We start from the raw sequence: 18,078 nt of genomic DNA on the forward strand, positions 1-18,078 counted from the left end.
AGATCCTGACCCTAGTATTCGTGCTCGTAAAAGACGCCAGCTTCGCCGGCGCCATCCCCGCCCGCGGCGCCACGCAGCTTCACGCCGCGGCCGACATCGAGATTGATGATCGCCTTGGCTCCAGCTCTTCCGCCCTGCTGCAATTCGAAGTAGGTGCGTTCATTCAGGTAGCGCCCGACACTGACGCTCGTCTGGCCCCGTTCATCGGTGCTGATGTTGAGGTCATCGACACCAAGCTGATTGCGAAGCCCCTCGAAAAGCGAGGTAGAACGGCCCCCCGCCAGCTGGCTTACGGCATCGGCGAGCTGCGCGATCTGAACCGGCGAGAGCTTTGACATGGACTGGCCGAAGATCAGCTGCGCCAGCACCTCGTCCTGCGGCAAGGTCGGCGACGACGAGAAGGTGATCGAGGGGTCGGTCGCAAGTCCGGTGACATCGACTGTGAGCGTCGTGTTTCCGGACACCGATGTCGCCTCCATATCGAGCGCCGGCGTCAAATCGCCGGCAAAGGTAATGCGGCTCCTGTCGGTAAAGGTCAGCCGCCGGTTAAGGATGGTCAGCCGTCCGCGGCGCATTGTGAAGCCGCCGGAAACGATGGGCGTTGCGGCGGTTCCTCTGATCGTGACGCTGCCGCCGAGTTCCGAATCGATGCCGCGGCCACGGACGAAAATCCGCGCCGGCGCATCAATCCGCAGATCGAGGCTGATCGTCGACTTCGCCCTGGGTCCTTGCTGGCTTTCATCACGCATCTGGGCGCGCACGGCGGGCGGCGCGTTGATGTGTCTGACATCGATCTCGCGCAAGGATGTCGGCAGCTTGTCCGGAACGGTGATCGATGCCTTTTCCACGTTCAATCTGCCGCTCAGGGTTGGGCTGGAGAGCAGGGGGCCGCGCAGACCGAGATTGCCGTTGACCGTCGCGACGAGGAGCGTTCCATCGACATAGACTGCCCTGTCGAGCCTGACCTCGATATTGGCCGGATAGCCGCTGCCTGGCCGTATGCCGATCGTGCCGCTTGCGGCAATGCTGCCGCCGCTCGCAAGATTGCCGCTCAGGCGGGAGATCGTAGCCTGCTCGCCATTCATGCTGATGTTGGCGGTGACGTTATTGAGCGCGAGATTTCTGCGGACATCGACCAGCCTCGCGCCGCTCGTTGCGATGGTCCCATTGATCAAGGGGGCGGCAGCCGTGCCGGCGACACGGAGGTCTATGTTGGCCGTGCCGTCGGCGACAAAACCCTGCTGCGCCAGCTGTGCGCCAAACATTGCAAATGGGACGTTGCCGCGAACTTGCAGGTTGAGGGCGCGATTGCCGGTGATCGCAACGCTGCCTCCACCCTGCATGGAGAGGCCGCTGCCGCCCCTAAGGTTGCTATCGATCGTCAGAGTGTTGTCGGTGAGGTTGCCGCTTGCAGCTATTGCGAATGGCGGAAGCCCGGCCCCTCTTGTGTGGCTCGTCGCCGCGTCCCTCCAGTCGAGCTTGAAATCAACTTTTGGTGCAGACAGCGGCCCTGATACCGAAGCGGTCCCGGAAACCCTTCCTTCTGCAGCAAGGCCAGGCACGAAGCCGTTTGCGACGCTCGCCGGAAGATTGGAGAGATCGGCCTTAACATCCAGGTTCTTGACCGTCGTTCCCTCGATCATGGCATTGCCACCGGCTTTCAGTGACACGTTGCCGGCGCCATTCAGATCGGCATTGAAGTCGAGCCGGTTGTTTGCGAGCCTGCCCGCGGCATTCAGCCCGAGCTGCGACAGGCCAGCCCTTCTGGTCTGGCTGGTCGCGGCATTCTTCCAATCAATTTTGAAGTCGGCTGTCGGCGAGGCCAGGCTTCCTGACGCGGTGACCGTTCCTGAAACGATGCCTTCCGCTGCAAGGCCCGGCACGAAGTTGTTGGCGAGGGCCGCCGGGAGATCGGCAATCGCCGCATCGACCCTCAAGCTTTCGACCGTCTTGCCTGCAATCGCGACATTGCCGGTTGCCTTGAGCGAAGCGCCGTCAGCGCCGCGGGCATTCGCGTCGAAATCGAGCCTGTTGTCGGTGAACTTACCGCTTGCAGTAAGGTCGAGCGGCGAGAGTCTGGCGCTCTTCGTCTGGCTGGTCGCCGCATTCTTCCAGTCAATTTTGAAATCGGCTGTAGGCGAGGCCAGGCTCCCCGAGGCCGTAACCGTTCCGGAAATGATGCCTTCTGCTGCAAGGCCCGGTACGAAATTGTTGGCGATACCGGCAGGAAGATTGGCAATGGCTGTATCGACCTTCAGGGTTTCGACAGTCTTGCCCGCAATAGTCGCATTGCCGGTGGCCTTCAGCGAGGCCCCGTCAGCGCCGCTGGCATTCGCATTGAAATCGAGCTTGTTGTCGGCAAACTTTCCGCTTGCGGTAAGGTCCAGCGACGAGAGTTTGGCGCCCTTGGTCTGGCTTGTCGCCAAGTCCCTCCAATCAAGCTTGAAATCAACGGTAGGCGACGAGGGTGTCCCGGAGGCAGTAACCGTTCCAGACACAATGCCGTCGGCTGCCAGGCCCGGCACGAAGCCGTTTGCGATGCTTGCCGGAACGTTGCTGATGTCGGCGTTAATATTCAGACTCTGGACCGTTTTTCCAGCAACGGTGACGTTACCTGACGCCTTTGCGGTCACCCCGTCTGCGGCATTGGCATTTGCATTGAAGTCGAGCTTGTTATCGGCGAATTTGCCGGTGGCGCTCAGGCCCAGTGATTTCAATCCCGCGCTCTTGGTCTGACTTGTCGCGGCGTCCTTCCAGTCGAGATCGAAATCGACAGCCGGTGCCGCAAGCGTTCCTGCCGCCTTGGCGGTTCCGGAGAGGGTACCTTCGGCGGCGAGCCCGGGCATGAAGCTATTTGCAATGCTCGCGGGGACATTGGCGAGGCTGGCGTTCACCTGCAGATTTTGGACCGCCGTACCGGCGACCGTGACATTGCCATCCGCCTTCAGGCTGAGATTGGCTGCGCCAGTGAGGTCCGCATTGAAGTCGAGCTTGTTGTCGGCAAATCTGCCGGCGGTATTCAAGCCGAGCGATTTCAATCCGGCGCTTTTGGTCTGGCTTGTGGCCGCGTCCTTCCAAGCAAGGTTGAAATCGACGGCTGGCGCAGCAAGCGTGCCCGACGCCTTGGCCGTTCCGGAGATCGTGCCTTCGGCCGCGAGCCCCGGCACGAAGCTGTTGGCAACATCCGCCGGGACATTATTTAGGTCAGCATTGACCTGCAGGCTTTGCACCTCGGTACCGGCAATCACGACATTGCCGTCTGCCCTCAGGCGCATCCGGTCTGCGCCGGCCAGATTGGCGTCGAAGGCGAGCCTGTTATCGGCAAATTTACCGGTCGTGCTGAGACCCAGCGGAGCAAGGCCGGCGCGTCTCGTCTGGCTTGTGGCGGCGTCCTTCCAATCAAGATCGAAATCGACCGCTGGAGCAGCGAGCGTTCCAGAAGCTGTCACTTTCCCGGTGATCGCACCTTCGGCAGCAAGGTCCGGAACGAAGCCGTTTGCCATTTTTGCCGGAAGATTGACGACATCGGCGTCGATTTTCAGGCTCTGACCGCCTGTTCCGGCGACGACGATATTCCCCCGTGCCTTCAAGGCCAAATCATCGGCGCCATCGAGCGTTGTGTCGAAGTCGAGGGTGTTGTCGACGTATTTCCCGGTCGCCGCGATATCGAATGGCGCCAGTCCTGCGCGCTTCGTCTGGGCGACCTCGGCGTTTTTCCAATCAAGCTTGAAATCGGCAATCGGCGCTGCAGGCGTGCCTTTGACAGATCCGGTGCCGGAAATGGCGCCTGCCGCATCCAGATTCGGAACGAAGCTGTTGGCGAGGCTTGCCGGGAGTTCTTTGATATCGGCGGCGATGTCGAGCGTCTCGCCCGCTGAGCCGCTGACCGTGACCGAACCGTTCCCGGTCTTGATCGCAAGGTCGTTCAGCATGGCCCTGCCGTTCGCAATCGCGATCTCGGCGGGGTGGGAGAGTTCAACTGGAATATTGCGCGGCTTGCCGGAGAACCGGTCGAGCCGGATCGTCATGTTGCCGGCGCTTGCTTCAACATTTCCCGCAGCAAGCAGCGGATTGTTATCGTATGCAGCCTTAAGATCGAAATTCGTGCGGTTCTGCTGCTGCACGAAGGTCAGCGTCGGTGCCGCGAGCTTGTTCGTGCCCGACGAAATCTCGTCGGCGCTGACGACACCGTTGGCGGCCAATGCTCTCAGATCGGTGACAGTGACATTGATGTGGGGCCGTATGATGGAAAGCGTGTCGCGCTGTATCCGATTTCCTGCGGCCGTGACCTTGAGCCCGATCTTGCCGGCGTCGTTCGTAATGTTGAGCGTGCCCTTGAGGTCACCTTGTGCCTTCTGGCCGCCAAACATCGCGAGCAGGCCTATATCGGGGAAATCGAACTCAAGCGTGCCCGTCGGCTCGAAGCCTGGAGAAAATTGCAGGCTGCCTTGCAGGCGGTTGCTGGCGACATCCGCCACCAGGGACGGAATGCTAATGGCGCCGGCTGCAGACTGCACGTTGGCATTGATGGCGATCGGCTGGCTGTCGATGGCGCCCTTTCCGTCCACGGTCGCTCGCGGCGCGGCAGGGTCGGCATTGCCGAATATCTCAACGTTGAGATCGCTGATCGTGCGGCCGGCAGTGCGTAGTCTCGCGGCGCTGACACTCGCCTTTATGACCGGTGCCGTTATCGAGCCGCTGGCATCGATCGCGTAGCTCGCCTCGCCTTCGGCGTTTTCTGTTAACTTCCTCAGGTCGGGCAGCCGCCCGGAAAGAGTGGCCGCGATGTTGTCGCCATCCAGCGTCACAGTGCCGGCGGCTTCGACCGTTCCAGATTTGATGGCGAGATTTGAAAGACTGATCTTCGAAGGAATCGTCCCGGAGACCTGCGTTTCGATAGCGATCGGCGTATCGAAACGCTGAGCAATGGCGGGTGGCAGCGCCGCCGGCTGGACGACGAGCTTTGTATTTCCCGTCAGCGTCTGATCGTCAAGCTTGTAGGTGCCGTTGACGGTACCGTTGGCATTGGCGCTCTCGAAAGTCGTGCCGTTGAAGCCTATGCCCTCAGGCGCGATCTGAAGTGGCGCGACGAGTGTCACGGGGCCTTGTACTGCTCGATTGATGTCAGGATTCGTGAACGTCGAATCGCCGGCGACCATCCGCAATTGAACGGCACCGGCGCGCTGCGTCAGATTGAAGGCTTCGCTCTTGGCGGTCAGCTTCACGTTGCCGATCGTCGCCTCTGGCAATGTCGCCGCATCAAGAGAGGCACTGGCGTTCAGTCGTGCCGTCTGCGCATCGCCGGTCAGCGCCAGGTTGAGGCCGGTGATCATGAAGCGGGCTTCGCCATCAGCAAGCGGCCAACGAAAGTCGACCGGGCCCGACGTGCCGAGCACGTTGGCGTTGAGACTGTTGTTGCCCCGACGATCCAAGGTGCCTGATGCTGCAATAACGACGCTGCCGGTCGCTATGTTGCCGGTCTGAATATCGAGCTTGCCCTTGTTGTCGAAGGTGGCGGAGACGTCGATGTTCGTCTGGCCGGAAAACAATGGTCGAAAGGCCGGCGGAAGAAGAGTGCTGAGATCGCCACCGCCCTTAAGGTCAACGTGGTGCAAGCCGTCCGGCGTCAACGCGTGACGGCCTTCAATCGAAGCGCGCTGTTGGCCGTCGAGTGATGCCTGAAGGCGACCGTTCCAATCCGAGATCGGCCCATCGCCGTCGACGGCGAGATTGACAGCAGGATCGCCCGGCAGGGACAGGAAAGTTGCGAGCAGCCCTCCTTTCGGCTCAGTAAGCTGGGCCTTCAGCCGCAACTGGTTGCGATCTGGCCTGAACGCCATGTCGGCCAGAAGTTTGGCATCCGGCACATCCGGGCGGCCGACATTGATCGTGGCACTCCCGCCATTCCGGTCGGCCTTCAGATTGCTGCCGTCGGCCGTTAGCGTAAACGCGTGGCCCGCGAACTGCTCACTGAGATTGATGCCCGCGACGGCGATCTTGTCGACGTCGATCTTGATCGGCAGATTAAATCCGCCATCCTCGGCTGCTGTCCGTGATGAGGGAATGGTCCGCACCGGCTTTCGGATGACATTGATCGAGTCGACCAAGACCTCCTGCGCGTCGAATGTGCCGCGGAGGAGCGCCAAGGGGTTCCAGTCTATCGAGAGACCGTTGATCTGCGCGAACACTCCACGCGTATCGGAGACTGTTATCTCGGCCGCGCGCAGTCCGCCGCTCAGAAGGCTGCCAGGGTCGCGGACCTTGATCGTCATGTCCCGGTTCGAAAGGATTTCCGCAACCTGTTGCGTGATGATCCGGGAGCCGAAGGAGGTGAAGCCGAAGATCGCAATCGCGGCCGCAGCAAGAATCAGCACGACGCCGGTAGAAACACCGATCGCCTTTATGGTCCAATTCGCGAACTTCGTCAGTGCTTGCATGGAGGCGAAACTACCCCGTTTTTGTCACAGTTCGACGGTTGAAACACCGCGAGTACCGGCACTCTAGAAAGACTGCCCTATTCCGGCATAGATGCCAAAACTTGCACCATCTTCGTACTTGTTCAAAGGTACGGCAAAATCAAGCCGAAGCGGTCCAAAGGGCGTGGCATAGCGAATTCCGACGCCGGCGCCAGCTCGAATATCCGAAAAATCCGGGAATTCATCGGGCCCCACGGTTCCGACGTCGATGAAGGGAACGACGCCGACGGTGTCGGTGATTCTGACGCGAGCCTCCAGCGAGGCCGTGACATAGGACTTGCCACCGGTCTCGTCACCATTGTCGTTACGAGGAGATATCTCCTGAAAGCCATAGCCGCGGACCGAGCCGCCGCCGCCGGCATAAAAACGCCGTGTCGCGGCGATCTGCTCCAATTCGCCCCCGATCAGGCTGCCCGCGGCAAGCTTGCCTGCGAAAACAACATTGTCTTCCGCACCAATTGCCTGGTAGCCGGTAATCGATCCCTCGAAGGACGAATAGATCACGCTGTCGAAAGCCTCGTAGCTTGGCGTTGCTTGCAGCGTTGCCCGATAGCCTGCAGTCGGATTGAACCTGTTGTCGCGTGCGTCACGCTCGTAGGTGAGCGGCAGCGCGAAAGTCAGGTATTCGTTGTTGCCGAATGCGTCGTCGTCGTCCTTTTCGTAGCTGATTTCTCCGCTCACCGAGGCGGTATCCTGATCGCTCAGCTCGTAGGATATGCCGAGCGACCCAGTGATCAGCGAGGCGTTGTACGGATCCGGATTTTCGGTCTTTGCGACAATGCCTGCTTTCAGCGTTGCCTCGGGGACAAAGGCGCCTGGCTTGGTGAAGAGAATGCCAGCCGAATAGTCGAGATTGCTGATGTCGTTCTCGCCGAACCGCCCGACCGAACCCTCGATCCGAAGGGATTCCGCTTCTCCGAAGAGGTTGCGGTGGCCCCAGTAGCCCTGGACGCCGAGACCATCGATCGTCGAGTAATTGGCACCGACGCCGAAGTAGCGCTGCTTGCCCTCGGAAACCTCGATCGTCATCGGCAAGGTGCCGTCCCCGGCAAGCGAATCGGCTTGGAGGATCGTGACGCTCGAAAAAACGCCAAGCGCGCGTAGTCGCTCGCTGGCTTTCTTGAGCCCCTCGGGGGAATAGGCCTCGCCTCTTTCGAGCCGGGAAAACCGCTGGATGAAAGTGGGCTTGACGGATTTTTCCCCGGTGACGCCGACATCTCCGATCGGTGCAACCGGGCCGCCCTCCGCTGCTATGACGACATCAACGGTGCTGGTGCGATGATCGGCTATCGCTTTCCGGGTTGTCAGCTTGGCGAGCGGTCTGCTTTCGCTTTTCAGCTGTTCGACGATTTTGTCGCCCGCGGCGATGATGGCCAGCGAGCCTGCCACCTGGCCAGGAGCAAGATTATAGTCGGCGGGGCTGCGGTTTGCAGCATCCCCACCAAACTGGACTTCCCTCACCCGGAAAACCGGCCCTGGGTCGATTTCGACATGCACGGGAATCGGCTTCGACCGGTCGAAGGTCGGGTTGGGAGGCAGTTCGTCGATATTCTTTCCATTAACGGTAATGGTAACGACCCCGCCATAGCGGGCATGTTCATAGAGCGTGGCAATCAAGCGGTCGCGATCGTCGCGAGCCTTGACGACAATACCGAGATCGCCGGAAACCGGGCGATCCTTGTCGCCAATAAGTCGCGAGCTGTCTTCCAGCGCTTTCTTGAGGTCGGCATCGGTGGTCTTGACGGCAAGATCAGCGGAATAGCGTACAGGATCGGGGACCTGTTCGCTCTCGCTCTGGTCCCCGCCGAAAATGGTCATGCCGAAAAGCTTGAATGCATAGGCCTTAGCAACCACGACCGGTGAAAATGCGGCCACCGCCGCGATCACCATCATAGTGCCTGTCCGCCGATACGCAGAACCCGTTTTCGGTGTCTTCCCTCTTATGTGCATCCGCCGCTTTTAGTTCCATCACAATGAAGCATTGCGTTTGCCCAGCCGTTAGCAGCTTAGCGGCAAAAATGCACGGGGTGTACCAATTAAGTTAATTTAAGTTAATTTAAGCAAATCAAGCTATTCAATTCACTAATTTAGATAGACGAAAAAATCCCGGTTGGGGCCGGGATTTTCGAGCCTCTATAAATTGGGTTCTGCCCGTTAGCGGGGGCAATCGTCGATATAGCGGCGACCATAGCGATCGCGATAGTAGCATTGGCCAGGCTGTTCCGCGACGTTGCCAATGAGGGCGCCAGCGAGACCTCCGGCTGCAGCGCCGACGGCGGCGCCGCGAACATTGCCTGTAACGACTCCGCCAATGACCGCACCGGAGGCCGCACCGATCCCGGCACCCTGCTGCGTCGGTGTACAGCTTGCAATGGACAAGCCGATCAGAGCGAATGCGATTATTTTCTTCATTTTGGTTCTCCAGGTTAGCTGCCTGCAGGCAGCAGCAGTCCCTTTGCGCTTTTTGACGTTCTTCTTAGTTTTTGAAACTATGTCGCGATAAGGTTGCGTCCAGCTTGCGCGGAAAATTTTCGCAATCACGGTTCTTTTCAATGTGACTCGATCAACACACAGTTTTGCATTCTTCGCTGAAGCATATTTGGCATGACGCCCTAAAGTAGCGGTTGATTCCAAAGCGAAAAGGTCAAATGATGCCCCCCGTGCCTGGAGGAAGGCGCGAGGAGGAAATCATGGCGAAGGTGAAACTGACGGTGAACGGCCGGGCGGTGAGCGGCGACTGTGAAGATCGTACGCTTCTTGTCCATTTTATTCGCGAAAAACTAGGTCTGACGGGAACGCACGTCGGCTGTGATACCAACCAATGCGGTGCCTGCGTCGTTCACATGGATGGCAAGTCGGTGAAGAGCTGCGGGATCCTTGCCGTCCAGGCGTCGGGTTCGACGATCACTACTGTCGAGGGGCTCGCCACCAATGGCGAACTGCATCCCGTTCAGGCGGCCTTCAAGGAAAACCACGGCCTGCAGTGCGGCTTCTGTACGCCGGGGATGGTGATGACGGCGGTCGACATGATCAACCGTCACGGCGGGCAGCTCGACGAGAATACGGTCCGCCACGAGCTCGAAGGCAATATCTGTCGCTGCACCGGCTATCACAACATCGTCAAGGCCGTGCTGTCCGCCAATGCGGAGATGCATGGCGGCGCAAGACAGGCTGCTGAATAACATCTCTTTGGAATTGTCTGGCTGACTGCCGAACGCGATTCTCTTTGGCGGAATGCCGGGCCCGAAACCCCATTGGGAGGACATCATGGGTGTTGAAGGAATTGGTGCACGCGTAGCGCGCAAGGAAGACAAGCGGTTCCTGACCGGCAAGGGACGCTATACGGACGACATGGTCGTGCCGGGCATGAAGTATGGCTACTTCGTTCGCAGCCCGCATGCGCATGCCAAGATCAAGGGTATCGACGTTTCTGCTGCAAGGTCCATGCCCGGGGTCATCGACGTGCTTGACGGCAAGCAGTTGCTGGCGGATGGCATCGGCAACCTCATCTGTGGCTGGATGATCCATTCCAAGGATGGTTCGCCGATGAAGATGGGTGCGTGGCGCCCGCTGGCGGTCGACACGGTGCGCTACGTCGGAGATGCCGTTGCCATCGTCGTGGCGGATTCCCTTAATGAGGCTCGCGACGCTGCGGAAGCGGTCGTCGTCGACTATGAGGAATTGCCGGCTGTGAGCGAGGCAGTCGATGCGCTCAAGGCGGGCGCGCCTCAGGTCCATCCGGAGGCTCCCAGCAATCTGATCTTCGATTGGGAACTCGGCGACGCCGGGCCAACGGACAAGGCCATTTCCGAAGCTGCCCACATCACGGAAATCGAGATCCACAACAATCGCCTCTCGCCCAATGCGATGGAACCGCGCGCCGCGCTCGGAATCTATGACGCGGGCGAAGATCACTACACCTGCTACACGACGAGCCAGAACCCGCATGTCGCGCGGCTCGTGATGAGTGCATTCTATAATGTCGCGCCGGAAAACAAGCTGCGGGTGATCGCCCCGGATGTCGGCGGCGGCTTTGGATCGAAGATTTACATCTATCCTGAGGAGGTCGTCTGTCTCTGGGCTTCGAAAAAGACGGGCGTACCGGTCAAGTGGACCGCGGACCGAACCGAAGCCTTCCTGGCGGATGCACATGGCCGCGATCACGTTTCAACCGTGAAAATGGCATTCGACAAAGACAACCGCATCATCGGGCTGAAGGTCGACACCATCTGCAATCTCGGTGCCTACATGTCCCTCTTCTCCTCGGCGGTTCCGACCTACCTCTACGCGACGCTGCTGTCGGGCCAGTACGATATCCCGGCCATCCATGCCAATGTCCGTACCGTCTATACGAATACGGCGCCTGTCGACGCTTACCGCGGCGCCGGGCGGCCGGAAGCGACCTATCTGCTCGAGCGCACGATGGAAACGGCGGCGCGGGAGCTCGGCATTTCGCCAGCGGAGTTACGGCGGAAGAATTTCATCCGCTCCTTCCCGCATCAGACGCCGGTGATCATGAACTACGACGCGGGTGACTACGAAGCATCGCTCAGTGCCGCCATGCAGGCTGCAGACTGGAATGGCTTCGCGGCGCGCAAAGCCGAGGCGGCCGGTCGCGGCATGAAGCGTGGCATCGGTATGAGCTGCTATATCGAGGCTTGCGGCATTGCACCGTCACAAGCTGTGGGTTCGCTCGGGGCCGGGGTCGGTCTCTGGGAATCGGCAGAAGTGCGAGTGAACGCGGTCGGTACGGTCGAAGTGCTGACGGGGTCGCACAGCCACGGGCAGGGGCACGAGACGACCTTTGCACAGCTGGTGGCCGATCGCCTCGGTGTCCCGATCGACAGCGTGTCGGTCCTGCACGGCGATACCGACAAGGTGCAGATGGGCATGGGCACCTATGGTTCACGCTCCGGTGCGGTTGGCATGTCTGCTGTCGTCAAGGCTCTCGACAAGGTGGAAGCCAAAGCCAAGAAGATTGCCGCGCATCAGATGGAAGCGGATGAGAGCGATATCATCATCGAAAACGGCGAGTTGAAGGTCGCCGGCACCGACAAGACGCTGCCATGGTTCCAGGTCGCGCTTGCCGCCTACACAGCTCACAATCTTCCGAGCGGGATGGAGCCGGGACTGAAGGAAACGGCGTTTTACGACCCTTCGAACTTCACTTTCCCGGCAGGCTGCTACATCTGCGAGGTCGAAGTCGATCCCGAAACGGGCAAGACGGAAATCGTCCAGTTCGTCGCCGCCGACGATTTCGGCAATATCATCAACCCGATGATCGTCGAAGGGCAGGTCCACGGCGGCATTGCCCAGGGCATCGGGCAGGCGCTGCTTGAAGGCGTCCAATATGATGAGAACGGCCAACTCCTGACCGCGAGCTACATGGACTACACCATGCCGCGCGCCGATGACTTGCCGTCCTTCAAACTGTCGCACCAGAATACCCCTTGCCCCAACAACCCGCTCGGCATCAAGGGGTGCGGCGAGGCCGGCGCAATCGGCTCGCCTCCGGCGGTGATGAACGCAATAACCGATGCGATCGGGAACAACATGCTGACGATGCCCGCCACGCCGCAGAAGGTGTGGATGGCTGCACAAGCGACCCATTGAGGAGGAACGGCCATGTATCAGACGAACTATCACCGCGCCTCTACGGTCGATGAGGCGGTCAGCATGCTTGCAGGCGCAGCCGAGGGCAAATACGTCTCCGGCGGCATGACGCTGATCGCAACGATGAAGCAGCGGCTTGCCGCGCCGAGCGACCTCGTTGACTTGCGTCACATCGCCTCGATGCAAGGGATCACCGTGCAGGGCCGAACGGTGGGGATCGGCGCGGCAGTCACGCATGCGGAAGTGGCTTCTTCCGCTGCGATCAGCGCTGTTTGTCCTGCCCTGTGCGAACTTGCCGGTTTGATCGGCGATCCGCATGTGCGCCACATGGGGACGATCGGCGGTTCGATCGCCAATGACGACCCTGCTGCGGACTATCCTGCCGCGATGCTGGCGCTGAATGCCTTGATTATCACCAACAAGCGCGAGATCGCAGCCGACGATTTCTTCACCGGTCTTTTCGAGACAGCGCTCGACGAAGGCGAATTGATAACCGCGATTACCTTTGAGGCACCGGAGAAGGCAGGCTACGCCAAGTTTCCGAACCCGGCCTCCCGCTACGCCTTGACCGGTGTCTTCGTGGCGAAGGGATCCGGCGGTGTGCGGGTCGCCGTCACTGGAGCCGGTTCCAACGGTGTGTTTCGCCAGCACGCGATGGAGCAGGCATTGAGCGCCAACTGGTCGCCCGGCGCGATAGCAGGCGTCAATGTCGACTCGACAGGCTTGATGTCGGACCTGCACGCCAGCGCGGAATATCGCGCCAATCTCGTGAAGGTGATGGCGAAGCGTGCCGTTGCCGCGGCAGGCTAATATCTTGACGGGGACAGTTCCCGTGCCAGCGAATTTGCGCGATCTCCCGGCTAATGGGTGATCGCGCATTTTTTATCTGGAATGATTCAAAAAGATAGGCCATTTGCCGCAGTTGATGCTAAAGCGGTTGACGTGTGCGCGTTCGTTGGGAGATGAACGCTGCACGATACTGGAGCAGATGATGGATTTCGAAGCGTTTTTTAAAGGCGAACTGGACGGGCTCCACGATGAGGGCCGCTATCGCGTTTTTGCCGATCTCGAGCGTCACCGCGGCAATTTTCCGCGCGCCACGCGCCACACGCCCGAAGGCCCGAAAGACGTAACCGTCTGGTGCTCCAACGACTATCTCGGCATGGGCCAGAACTCCAAGGTGATCGAGGCGATGAAGAACGCCATAGATCACTGTGGCGCGGGTGCGGGAGGCACCCGGAATATCTCTGGAACCACCCATTACCACGTTCTGCTGGAGCGCGAGCTTGCCGATCTGCACGGCAAGGAATCGGCACTGATCTTCACGTCCGGCTATGTCTCCAACTGGGCGACTCTCGGCACGTTGGGCGCCAAGATTCCCGGCCTTATCATTTTCTCCGATGCGCTGAACCACGCCTCGATGATCGAAGGCATTCGCTATGCGAAGTGCGAGAAGGTCATCTGGAAGCACAACGACGTGGCCGATCTCGAAGCCAAGCTTGCGGCCGCCGATCCGAAGGCGCCGAAGCTGATTGCCTTTGAGTCCATTTATTCCATGGATGGCGATATCGCACCGATCAAGGAAATCTGCGAACTCGCTGACAAATACGGCGCAATGACCTATCTCGACGAAGTCCATGCCGTCGGCATGTATGGACCGCGCGGCGGCGGCATTGCCGAACGCGAAGGCCTGATGGACCGGCTGACGATCATCGAAGGCACGCTCGGCAAGGCCTTCGGCGTCATGGGCGGCTATATCGCGGCCTCGACGGCGCTTTGCGATTTCATCCGCTCGTTTGCGTCCGGCTTCATCTTCACGACGGCGCTGCCGCCGGCGCTTGCCGCCGGCGCGGTCGCCTCGATCCAGCATCTGAAGGTCAGCCAGTTCGAGCGCGCCCGGCACCAGGATCGCGTCCGCAAGCTGCGCTCGTTGCTCGATCAGCGGGGTATTCCGCATATGCCGAATCCCAGCCATATCGTGCCGGTGATGGTCGGGGATGCGGCGAAGTGCAAATGGATTTCGGACCTGCTGCTCGACAATTGCGGCGTCTACGTTCAGCCGATCAACTACCCGACGGTTCCGAAGAAGACCGAGCGGCTGCGCATTACGCCGACGCCACTGCACAGCGATGCCGACATCCTGCATCTCGTCGAGGCGCTGCATTCGCTTTGGTCGCGTTGCGCACTGGCTCGGCAGGTCGCCTGAATTTAGGGAATTGTTCCTTCAGCAGAGGAGCGCAGCGCGCCGCCGGGCTTCTCTGTCCGCTGCGAAAACCTCGTCCATGGCCGTTGCCGGCGGCAGATCGATCAATTGATCCATGACGGTTTCGGTTATTCTCGCCATCTCTAGGAAAGAGAGCCGCCCCGCGATAAATGCCTCGAGGGCCACTTCCTTGGCGCCGTTCAATACGGCGCCCTGAACCCCTCCGCGGATCATCGCGAGCCGTGCCAGGCGCAATGCCGGAAAACGGACTTCATCAGGCGCCTCGAAATCCAACCTCGCCAGTTTTGCAAAGTCGAGGCGCTCTACCGGCAGAGTGGGCCGAAGCGGATAGGAAAGCGCATAGCCGATTGCCGTGCGCATGTCCGGCGCCCCAAGCTGTGCCAGCACGGAGCCGTCGGTATAGCCGACCATGGAATGGATCACCGATTGGGGATGGACGATCACCTCGATCTGTTCAGGCGCCAGCCCGAACAGATGTCTTGCCTCGATCATCTCGAGCGCCTTGTTGAACATGGACGCGCTGTCGATCGAGATTTTCAGACCCATCGACCAGTTGGGGTGAGCGCGGGCGGTCTCGACCGTGACATTTGCCATCTCGTCGACCGAACAGTTGCGGAACGGCCCTCCCGAAGCGGTCAAGATGACCCGCTCAACGGAATGGCGCTGTTTTTCCTCGAGTACCTGGAAAATGGCGTTGTGTTCGCTGTCGACAGGCAACAGCTTGCCGCCACCAGCCCTCACGGCTTCGACGAACAGCGCCCCTGCGGAAACAAGGCATTCCTTATTTGCGAGCGCGATATCGGCGCCGCGCCTCGCAGCGGCGAGTGTTGGGACAAGCCCGGCCGTGCCGACGATTGCTGCCATGACCCAGTCGGCCTCGGCGTTAGCCGCCTCCATTAAGCCGGAGGTGCCTGCTGCCACCGCGACGCCGCTGCCTGAAAGTTCACGCTTCAGCGCCTCGTAGTGCCGCTCGCTGGCCGTCACAGCGAGTTTGGCGCCCACGGATCTTGCCTGCCTCGCCAGCAATTCAACATTGCCGTTGCCGGTAAGGGCAGTGATCTCGAAATTCTCCCGCCCGCCCAGATGATCGATGACATCGAGCGTATTTTGCCCGATTGAACCCGTCGAGCCGAAGATACTCAGGCGCCTTGGGGCGTTTTTGCCGGTCGTCATGCGGGTATGTGCCAGAAATTTCCCATTTGCCTCTTGGCTCTACAGGGCTTTGAAATGAGCGGCAAGTGTGCGGTGCAGCACTTTTCCGCCGAGAAGGGGTTTACATAGCGTCTCTCTGATGTGATCCTTGTAATGTTCGTGCATGGTTTTCCGCACGACGCCGCGGCTGTCCCTACGGCCGCTCAAGGCAACTGCGAGCGCCTCCGCGCTCTATGGCACACGGCATCTTTATGCCGGGCCGCTTCACAATTGAGAGGAACAAAAGGACGCGCAGAAAGCGCATCCGGTGGTTTTTTGCGCCCTTTTCGGTGCGATTGGATTTGATGATGAGGCTGAAAAGAACATTGTTCGCCGGTGCATGCCTTCTATGGGTTCTGCCCGCCAAGGCAGATAATCTGCTGATCTGGAGGCCAGTGCGGGTTTCGGAGCAGTCCTACAAGGCGACAATGGGTTTCCACCTTCCTTCTGAGTGGGAAACCAGCGCCGGCGCCGACTTGGCGCTGGCGTCGGAAGGCGGCGGTACCGTCCAGACTGACTCCGAGCAGGCGACGCTCTGGGGCAAGATCACCAAGGTTCGTGCTACGCCCGCAGGCCAGGCGGAGCAGGATGCAAGCGTCAGAATCGATACGTTGCGCGGCAGCGGTTCGCTCCTGCTCAGCCGCTCGCGCAGCTTTATCCTATCGGATTCGCTCGACCTTCAGACGAGCCGGTTTGTCAGCGTCGGTTTCGATGCTGTCGAAACGCGACAGGCTTCGGTAACAGCAAGTCAAGCCTTGAAGCTGATCGCTCCATCGACTGGTACGACGTTTTCTGCCGGCGGCAGCGTTGTGGATTTCGGCAAGGATTTTTCAAGTTCGCTCGGAGTGAGCCAGAACATTTTTCCAAACCTCAATCTCAGTGCGGGTATGACCGATCCGCTTTCTATAGATCGTTCGGCAACCGTCAACGTCAACTACCGGGTAAGCTGGTAGGCGTCTGCACCTATGGTCGTTTGAAACAAAGGTCGTCGTTTGGCGTTTCTTGGCAATTCAGGAGGAGGAACGACCATGGTTTTCAAGCAGGCTACATTCCACGGGAAACAGCCTGAAATCGAAGCGGAGCCCGTCAATCATGCGACACTTGAAAGGGCGGTCGCTGCCGCGCTCGCAACCGCGGGCGGTATCGATGCGTCGGATGTCGAAGTGACGGCGGAAGGCGACAATATCGTTCTCAGCGGGACGGTAGGCTCGGCCTACGAAATCGAACGTGCGACGGCTGTGGCACAATCGATTTCGGGAGTTCGCGCCGTCCGCAATCAGATCGTGCTGGGCTGAATGGTCCGAGAGGGCGGTTAACCATTAATTAAACATTAACGTTTCGTAATTGGACGGCTGCATGGGCAGGCCCGTAGCTTCCGAAGCTGCATTTAAGGCGTTTTCAGAACGAAGGTGTTGCCATGCATGAGATGGAGCAAATCAACCGCCGCACATGGAGTAGTCCGATTGCCCGCCGTGACTACCGGAAGAGTAGTGGCTATCTGAATGAGGGTGAGCGTGTCGTCTTGGATATCGCGCGCAGTCGCGGACAAGGTGGCCGGATTCTCGACATCGGCGTCGGCGGCGGCCGAACGGCTGGCCTGCTTGGCGATATAGCCAAGGAATACATCGGCATCGATTACACGCCGGAAATGGTGATTCTCGCGCGCTCAAACTGTCCGGGCATCCATTTCGAACATATGGACGCGCGGGATCTGTCGGCATTCACCAGCAGTAGCTTCGACGTTGTTGTCTTCAGCTACAATGGCATCGACTCGGTCGATGCGGAAGGTCGCAAGGCTATCCTTGTAGAGGTTTCGCGGGTCTTGAAACCGGCGGGCGCCTTCGTTTTTTCGACGTTCAATCGAAACTGGAACGGCTTTGGCGACCATCGCGCACGTTCATCCATCGCATGGTCCGGCGATCCGCTTCGCTTGAGCTTCCGGCTTTTCAAGCATGCGGTGGGACTGGTGCGCGAGCGCCGCTTCGCACCCTTGGAGCAGCGCGAGGGTGAGCATGCCATTCTCCTGCATCACGCCCATGACTTCGGAATCATGGTCTATGCGACCACGCCAGGGCAACTCCGCTCCCAACTTTCAGCGAGTGGCTTCGACAGCAACCCCATGCTCTTTTCGGTCGACGGCCAGCCCCTCGGCGGTGAAACGCTGCCGGACGAGGAGTATTTCCATGTGGTCGCTTATAAGCCGGCGCTCAGCTAATCAGCCGGCAAAGCGTTCGACGAGAAACGTTGATTGGTAGCCGGCGCCCGCAGAACGATCGGTCTTCTGGGTTGTAATGGGCCCGGATGACTGATGAGCAATAGCAAGCAGCGCGACGCTGATCGCGACATAGGCTGCAATCAGTATGGTCATCTTGATGCGCATGGCGAGACCTCCTGTTTCGCCTTCAACGCCGGCCTCATTTCAAAGTTCCAAGTATCGCACTCTATGGTGCGATCGCGATGCCGCTACGTGTGACAGGCTGGCGCAGCTCGTTCACTATTTGAGACGGATATTAAAACAGCCTGACCGGCTCTGCCTTCTAAAAGTCCGTTTGCAGTGAACACTGGATGAGCCGC

Annotated in this window: 12 protein-coding genes; 7 read left to right on the plus strand and 5 right to left on the minus strand. The window is 59.7% G+C overall.

What is annotated here, in order from left to right; genetic code table 11:
* Positions 1-11: 11 nt before the first annotated feature.
* The 3 genes from ACPYOJ_RS16780 to ACPYOJ_RS16790 all read right to left on the minus strand — a co-directional run bounded on the left by ACPYOJ_RS16780 (position 12) and on the right by ACPYOJ_RS16790 (position 8,888).
* Complete coding sequence (locus ACPYOJ_RS16780; RefSeq protein ID WP_481417275.1) at positions 12-6,437, minus strand: translocation/assembly module TamB domain-containing protein; 6,426 nt, start codon at positions 6,435-6,437, stop codon at positions 12-14.
* Between the two features lie 63 nt (positions 6,438-6,500).
* The gene (locus ACPYOJ_RS16785; protein ID WP_481417276.1) at positions 6,501-8,426 is read right to left on the minus strand and encodes an autotransporter assembly complex protein TamA; all 1,926 of its coding nucleotides are present in this window, start codon (positions 8,424-8,426) and stop codon (positions 6,501-6,503) included.
* A gap of 204 nt (positions 8,427-8,630) precedes the next feature.
* Positions 8,631-8,888, minus strand: coding sequence for a YMGG-like glycine zipper-containing protein (locus ACPYOJ_RS16790; RefSeq protein WP_168832661.1), 258 nt, complete (start codon positions 8,886-8,888; stop codon positions 8,631-8,633).
* Between the two features lie 278 nt (positions 8,889-9,166).
* Between ACPYOJ_RS16790 and ACPYOJ_RS16795 the strand changes: the two genes are divergently transcribed.
* From ACPYOJ_RS16795 to hemA, 4 genes are all read left to right on the plus strand, one after another.
* Positions 9,167-9,658, plus strand: a complete 492-nt coding sequence (locus tag ACPYOJ_RS16795; RefSeq protein ID WP_168832660.1) for a (2Fe-2S)-binding protein — start codon at positions 9,167-9,169, stop codon at positions 9,656-9,658.
* An 85-nt stretch (positions 9,659-9,743) separates the two neighbouring features.
* The gene (locus ACPYOJ_RS16800; RefSeq protein WP_168832659.1) at positions 9,744-12,089 is read left to right on the plus strand and encodes a xanthine dehydrogenase family protein molybdopterin-binding subunit; all 2,346 of its coding nucleotides are present in this window, start codon (positions 9,744-9,746) and stop codon (positions 12,087-12,089) included.
* 12 nt (positions 12,090-12,101) lie between these two features.
* Positions 12,102-12,899: an FAD binding domain-containing protein gene (locus tag ACPYOJ_RS16805; protein ID WP_168832658.1), complete on the plus strand. Its 798-nt coding sequence runs from the start codon at positions 12,102-12,104 to the stop codon at positions 12,897-12,899.
* A 181-nt stretch (positions 12,900-13,080) separates the two neighbouring features.
* A complete protein-coding gene (hemA, locus tag ACPYOJ_RS16810) occupies positions 13,081-14,295 on the plus strand; it encodes a 5-aminolevulinate synthase (RefSeq protein WP_481417277.1) in 1,215 nt (404 codons plus the stop codon).
* Positions 14,296-14,313: 18 nt separating this feature from the next.
* Here hemA and dxr read toward each other — a convergent pair whose 3' ends face one another.
* Positions 14,314-15,486 carry a 1-deoxy-D-xylulose-5-phosphate reductoisomerase gene (gene dxr / locus ACPYOJ_RS16815; protein WP_168832656.1) on the minus strand — a complete coding sequence of 391 codons (1,173 nt, stop codon included), beginning with the start codon at positions 15,484-15,486 and terminating at the stop codon, positions 14,314-14,316.
* Between the two features lie 326 nt (positions 15,487-15,812).
* Here dxr and ACPYOJ_RS16820 point away from each other — a divergent pair, with 326 nt between their 5' ends.
* From ACPYOJ_RS16820 to ACPYOJ_RS16830, 3 genes are all read left to right on the plus strand, one after another.
* On the plus strand, positions 15,813-16,457 hold the full coding sequence (locus tag ACPYOJ_RS16820) for a hypothetical protein (protein WP_481417278.1): 645 nt from the start codon (positions 15,813-15,815) through the stop codon (positions 16,455-16,457).
* A 75-nt stretch (positions 16,458-16,532) separates the two neighbouring features.
* Complete coding sequence (locus tag ACPYOJ_RS16825) at positions 16,533-16,799, plus strand: BON domain-containing protein (RefSeq protein ID WP_481417279.1); 267 nt, start codon at positions 16,533-16,535, stop codon at positions 16,797-16,799.
* A 122-nt stretch (positions 16,800-16,921) separates the two neighbouring features.
* On the plus strand, positions 16,922-17,719 hold the full coding sequence (locus ACPYOJ_RS16830) for a class I SAM-dependent methyltransferase (protein ID WP_481417280.1): 798 nt from the start codon (positions 16,922-16,924) through the stop codon (positions 17,717-17,719).
* Here the strand turns inward: ACPYOJ_RS16830 and ACPYOJ_RS16835 are convergent, their stop codons facing one another.
* Positions 17,720-17,884, minus strand: coding sequence for a hypothetical protein (locus ACPYOJ_RS16835; RefSeq protein WP_481417281.1), 165 nt, complete (start codon positions 17,882-17,884; stop codon positions 17,720-17,722).
* Positions 17,885-18,078: the final 194 nt, after the last annotated feature.

This window comes from Rhizobium sp. SVR5-9E, assembly GCF_056755095.1.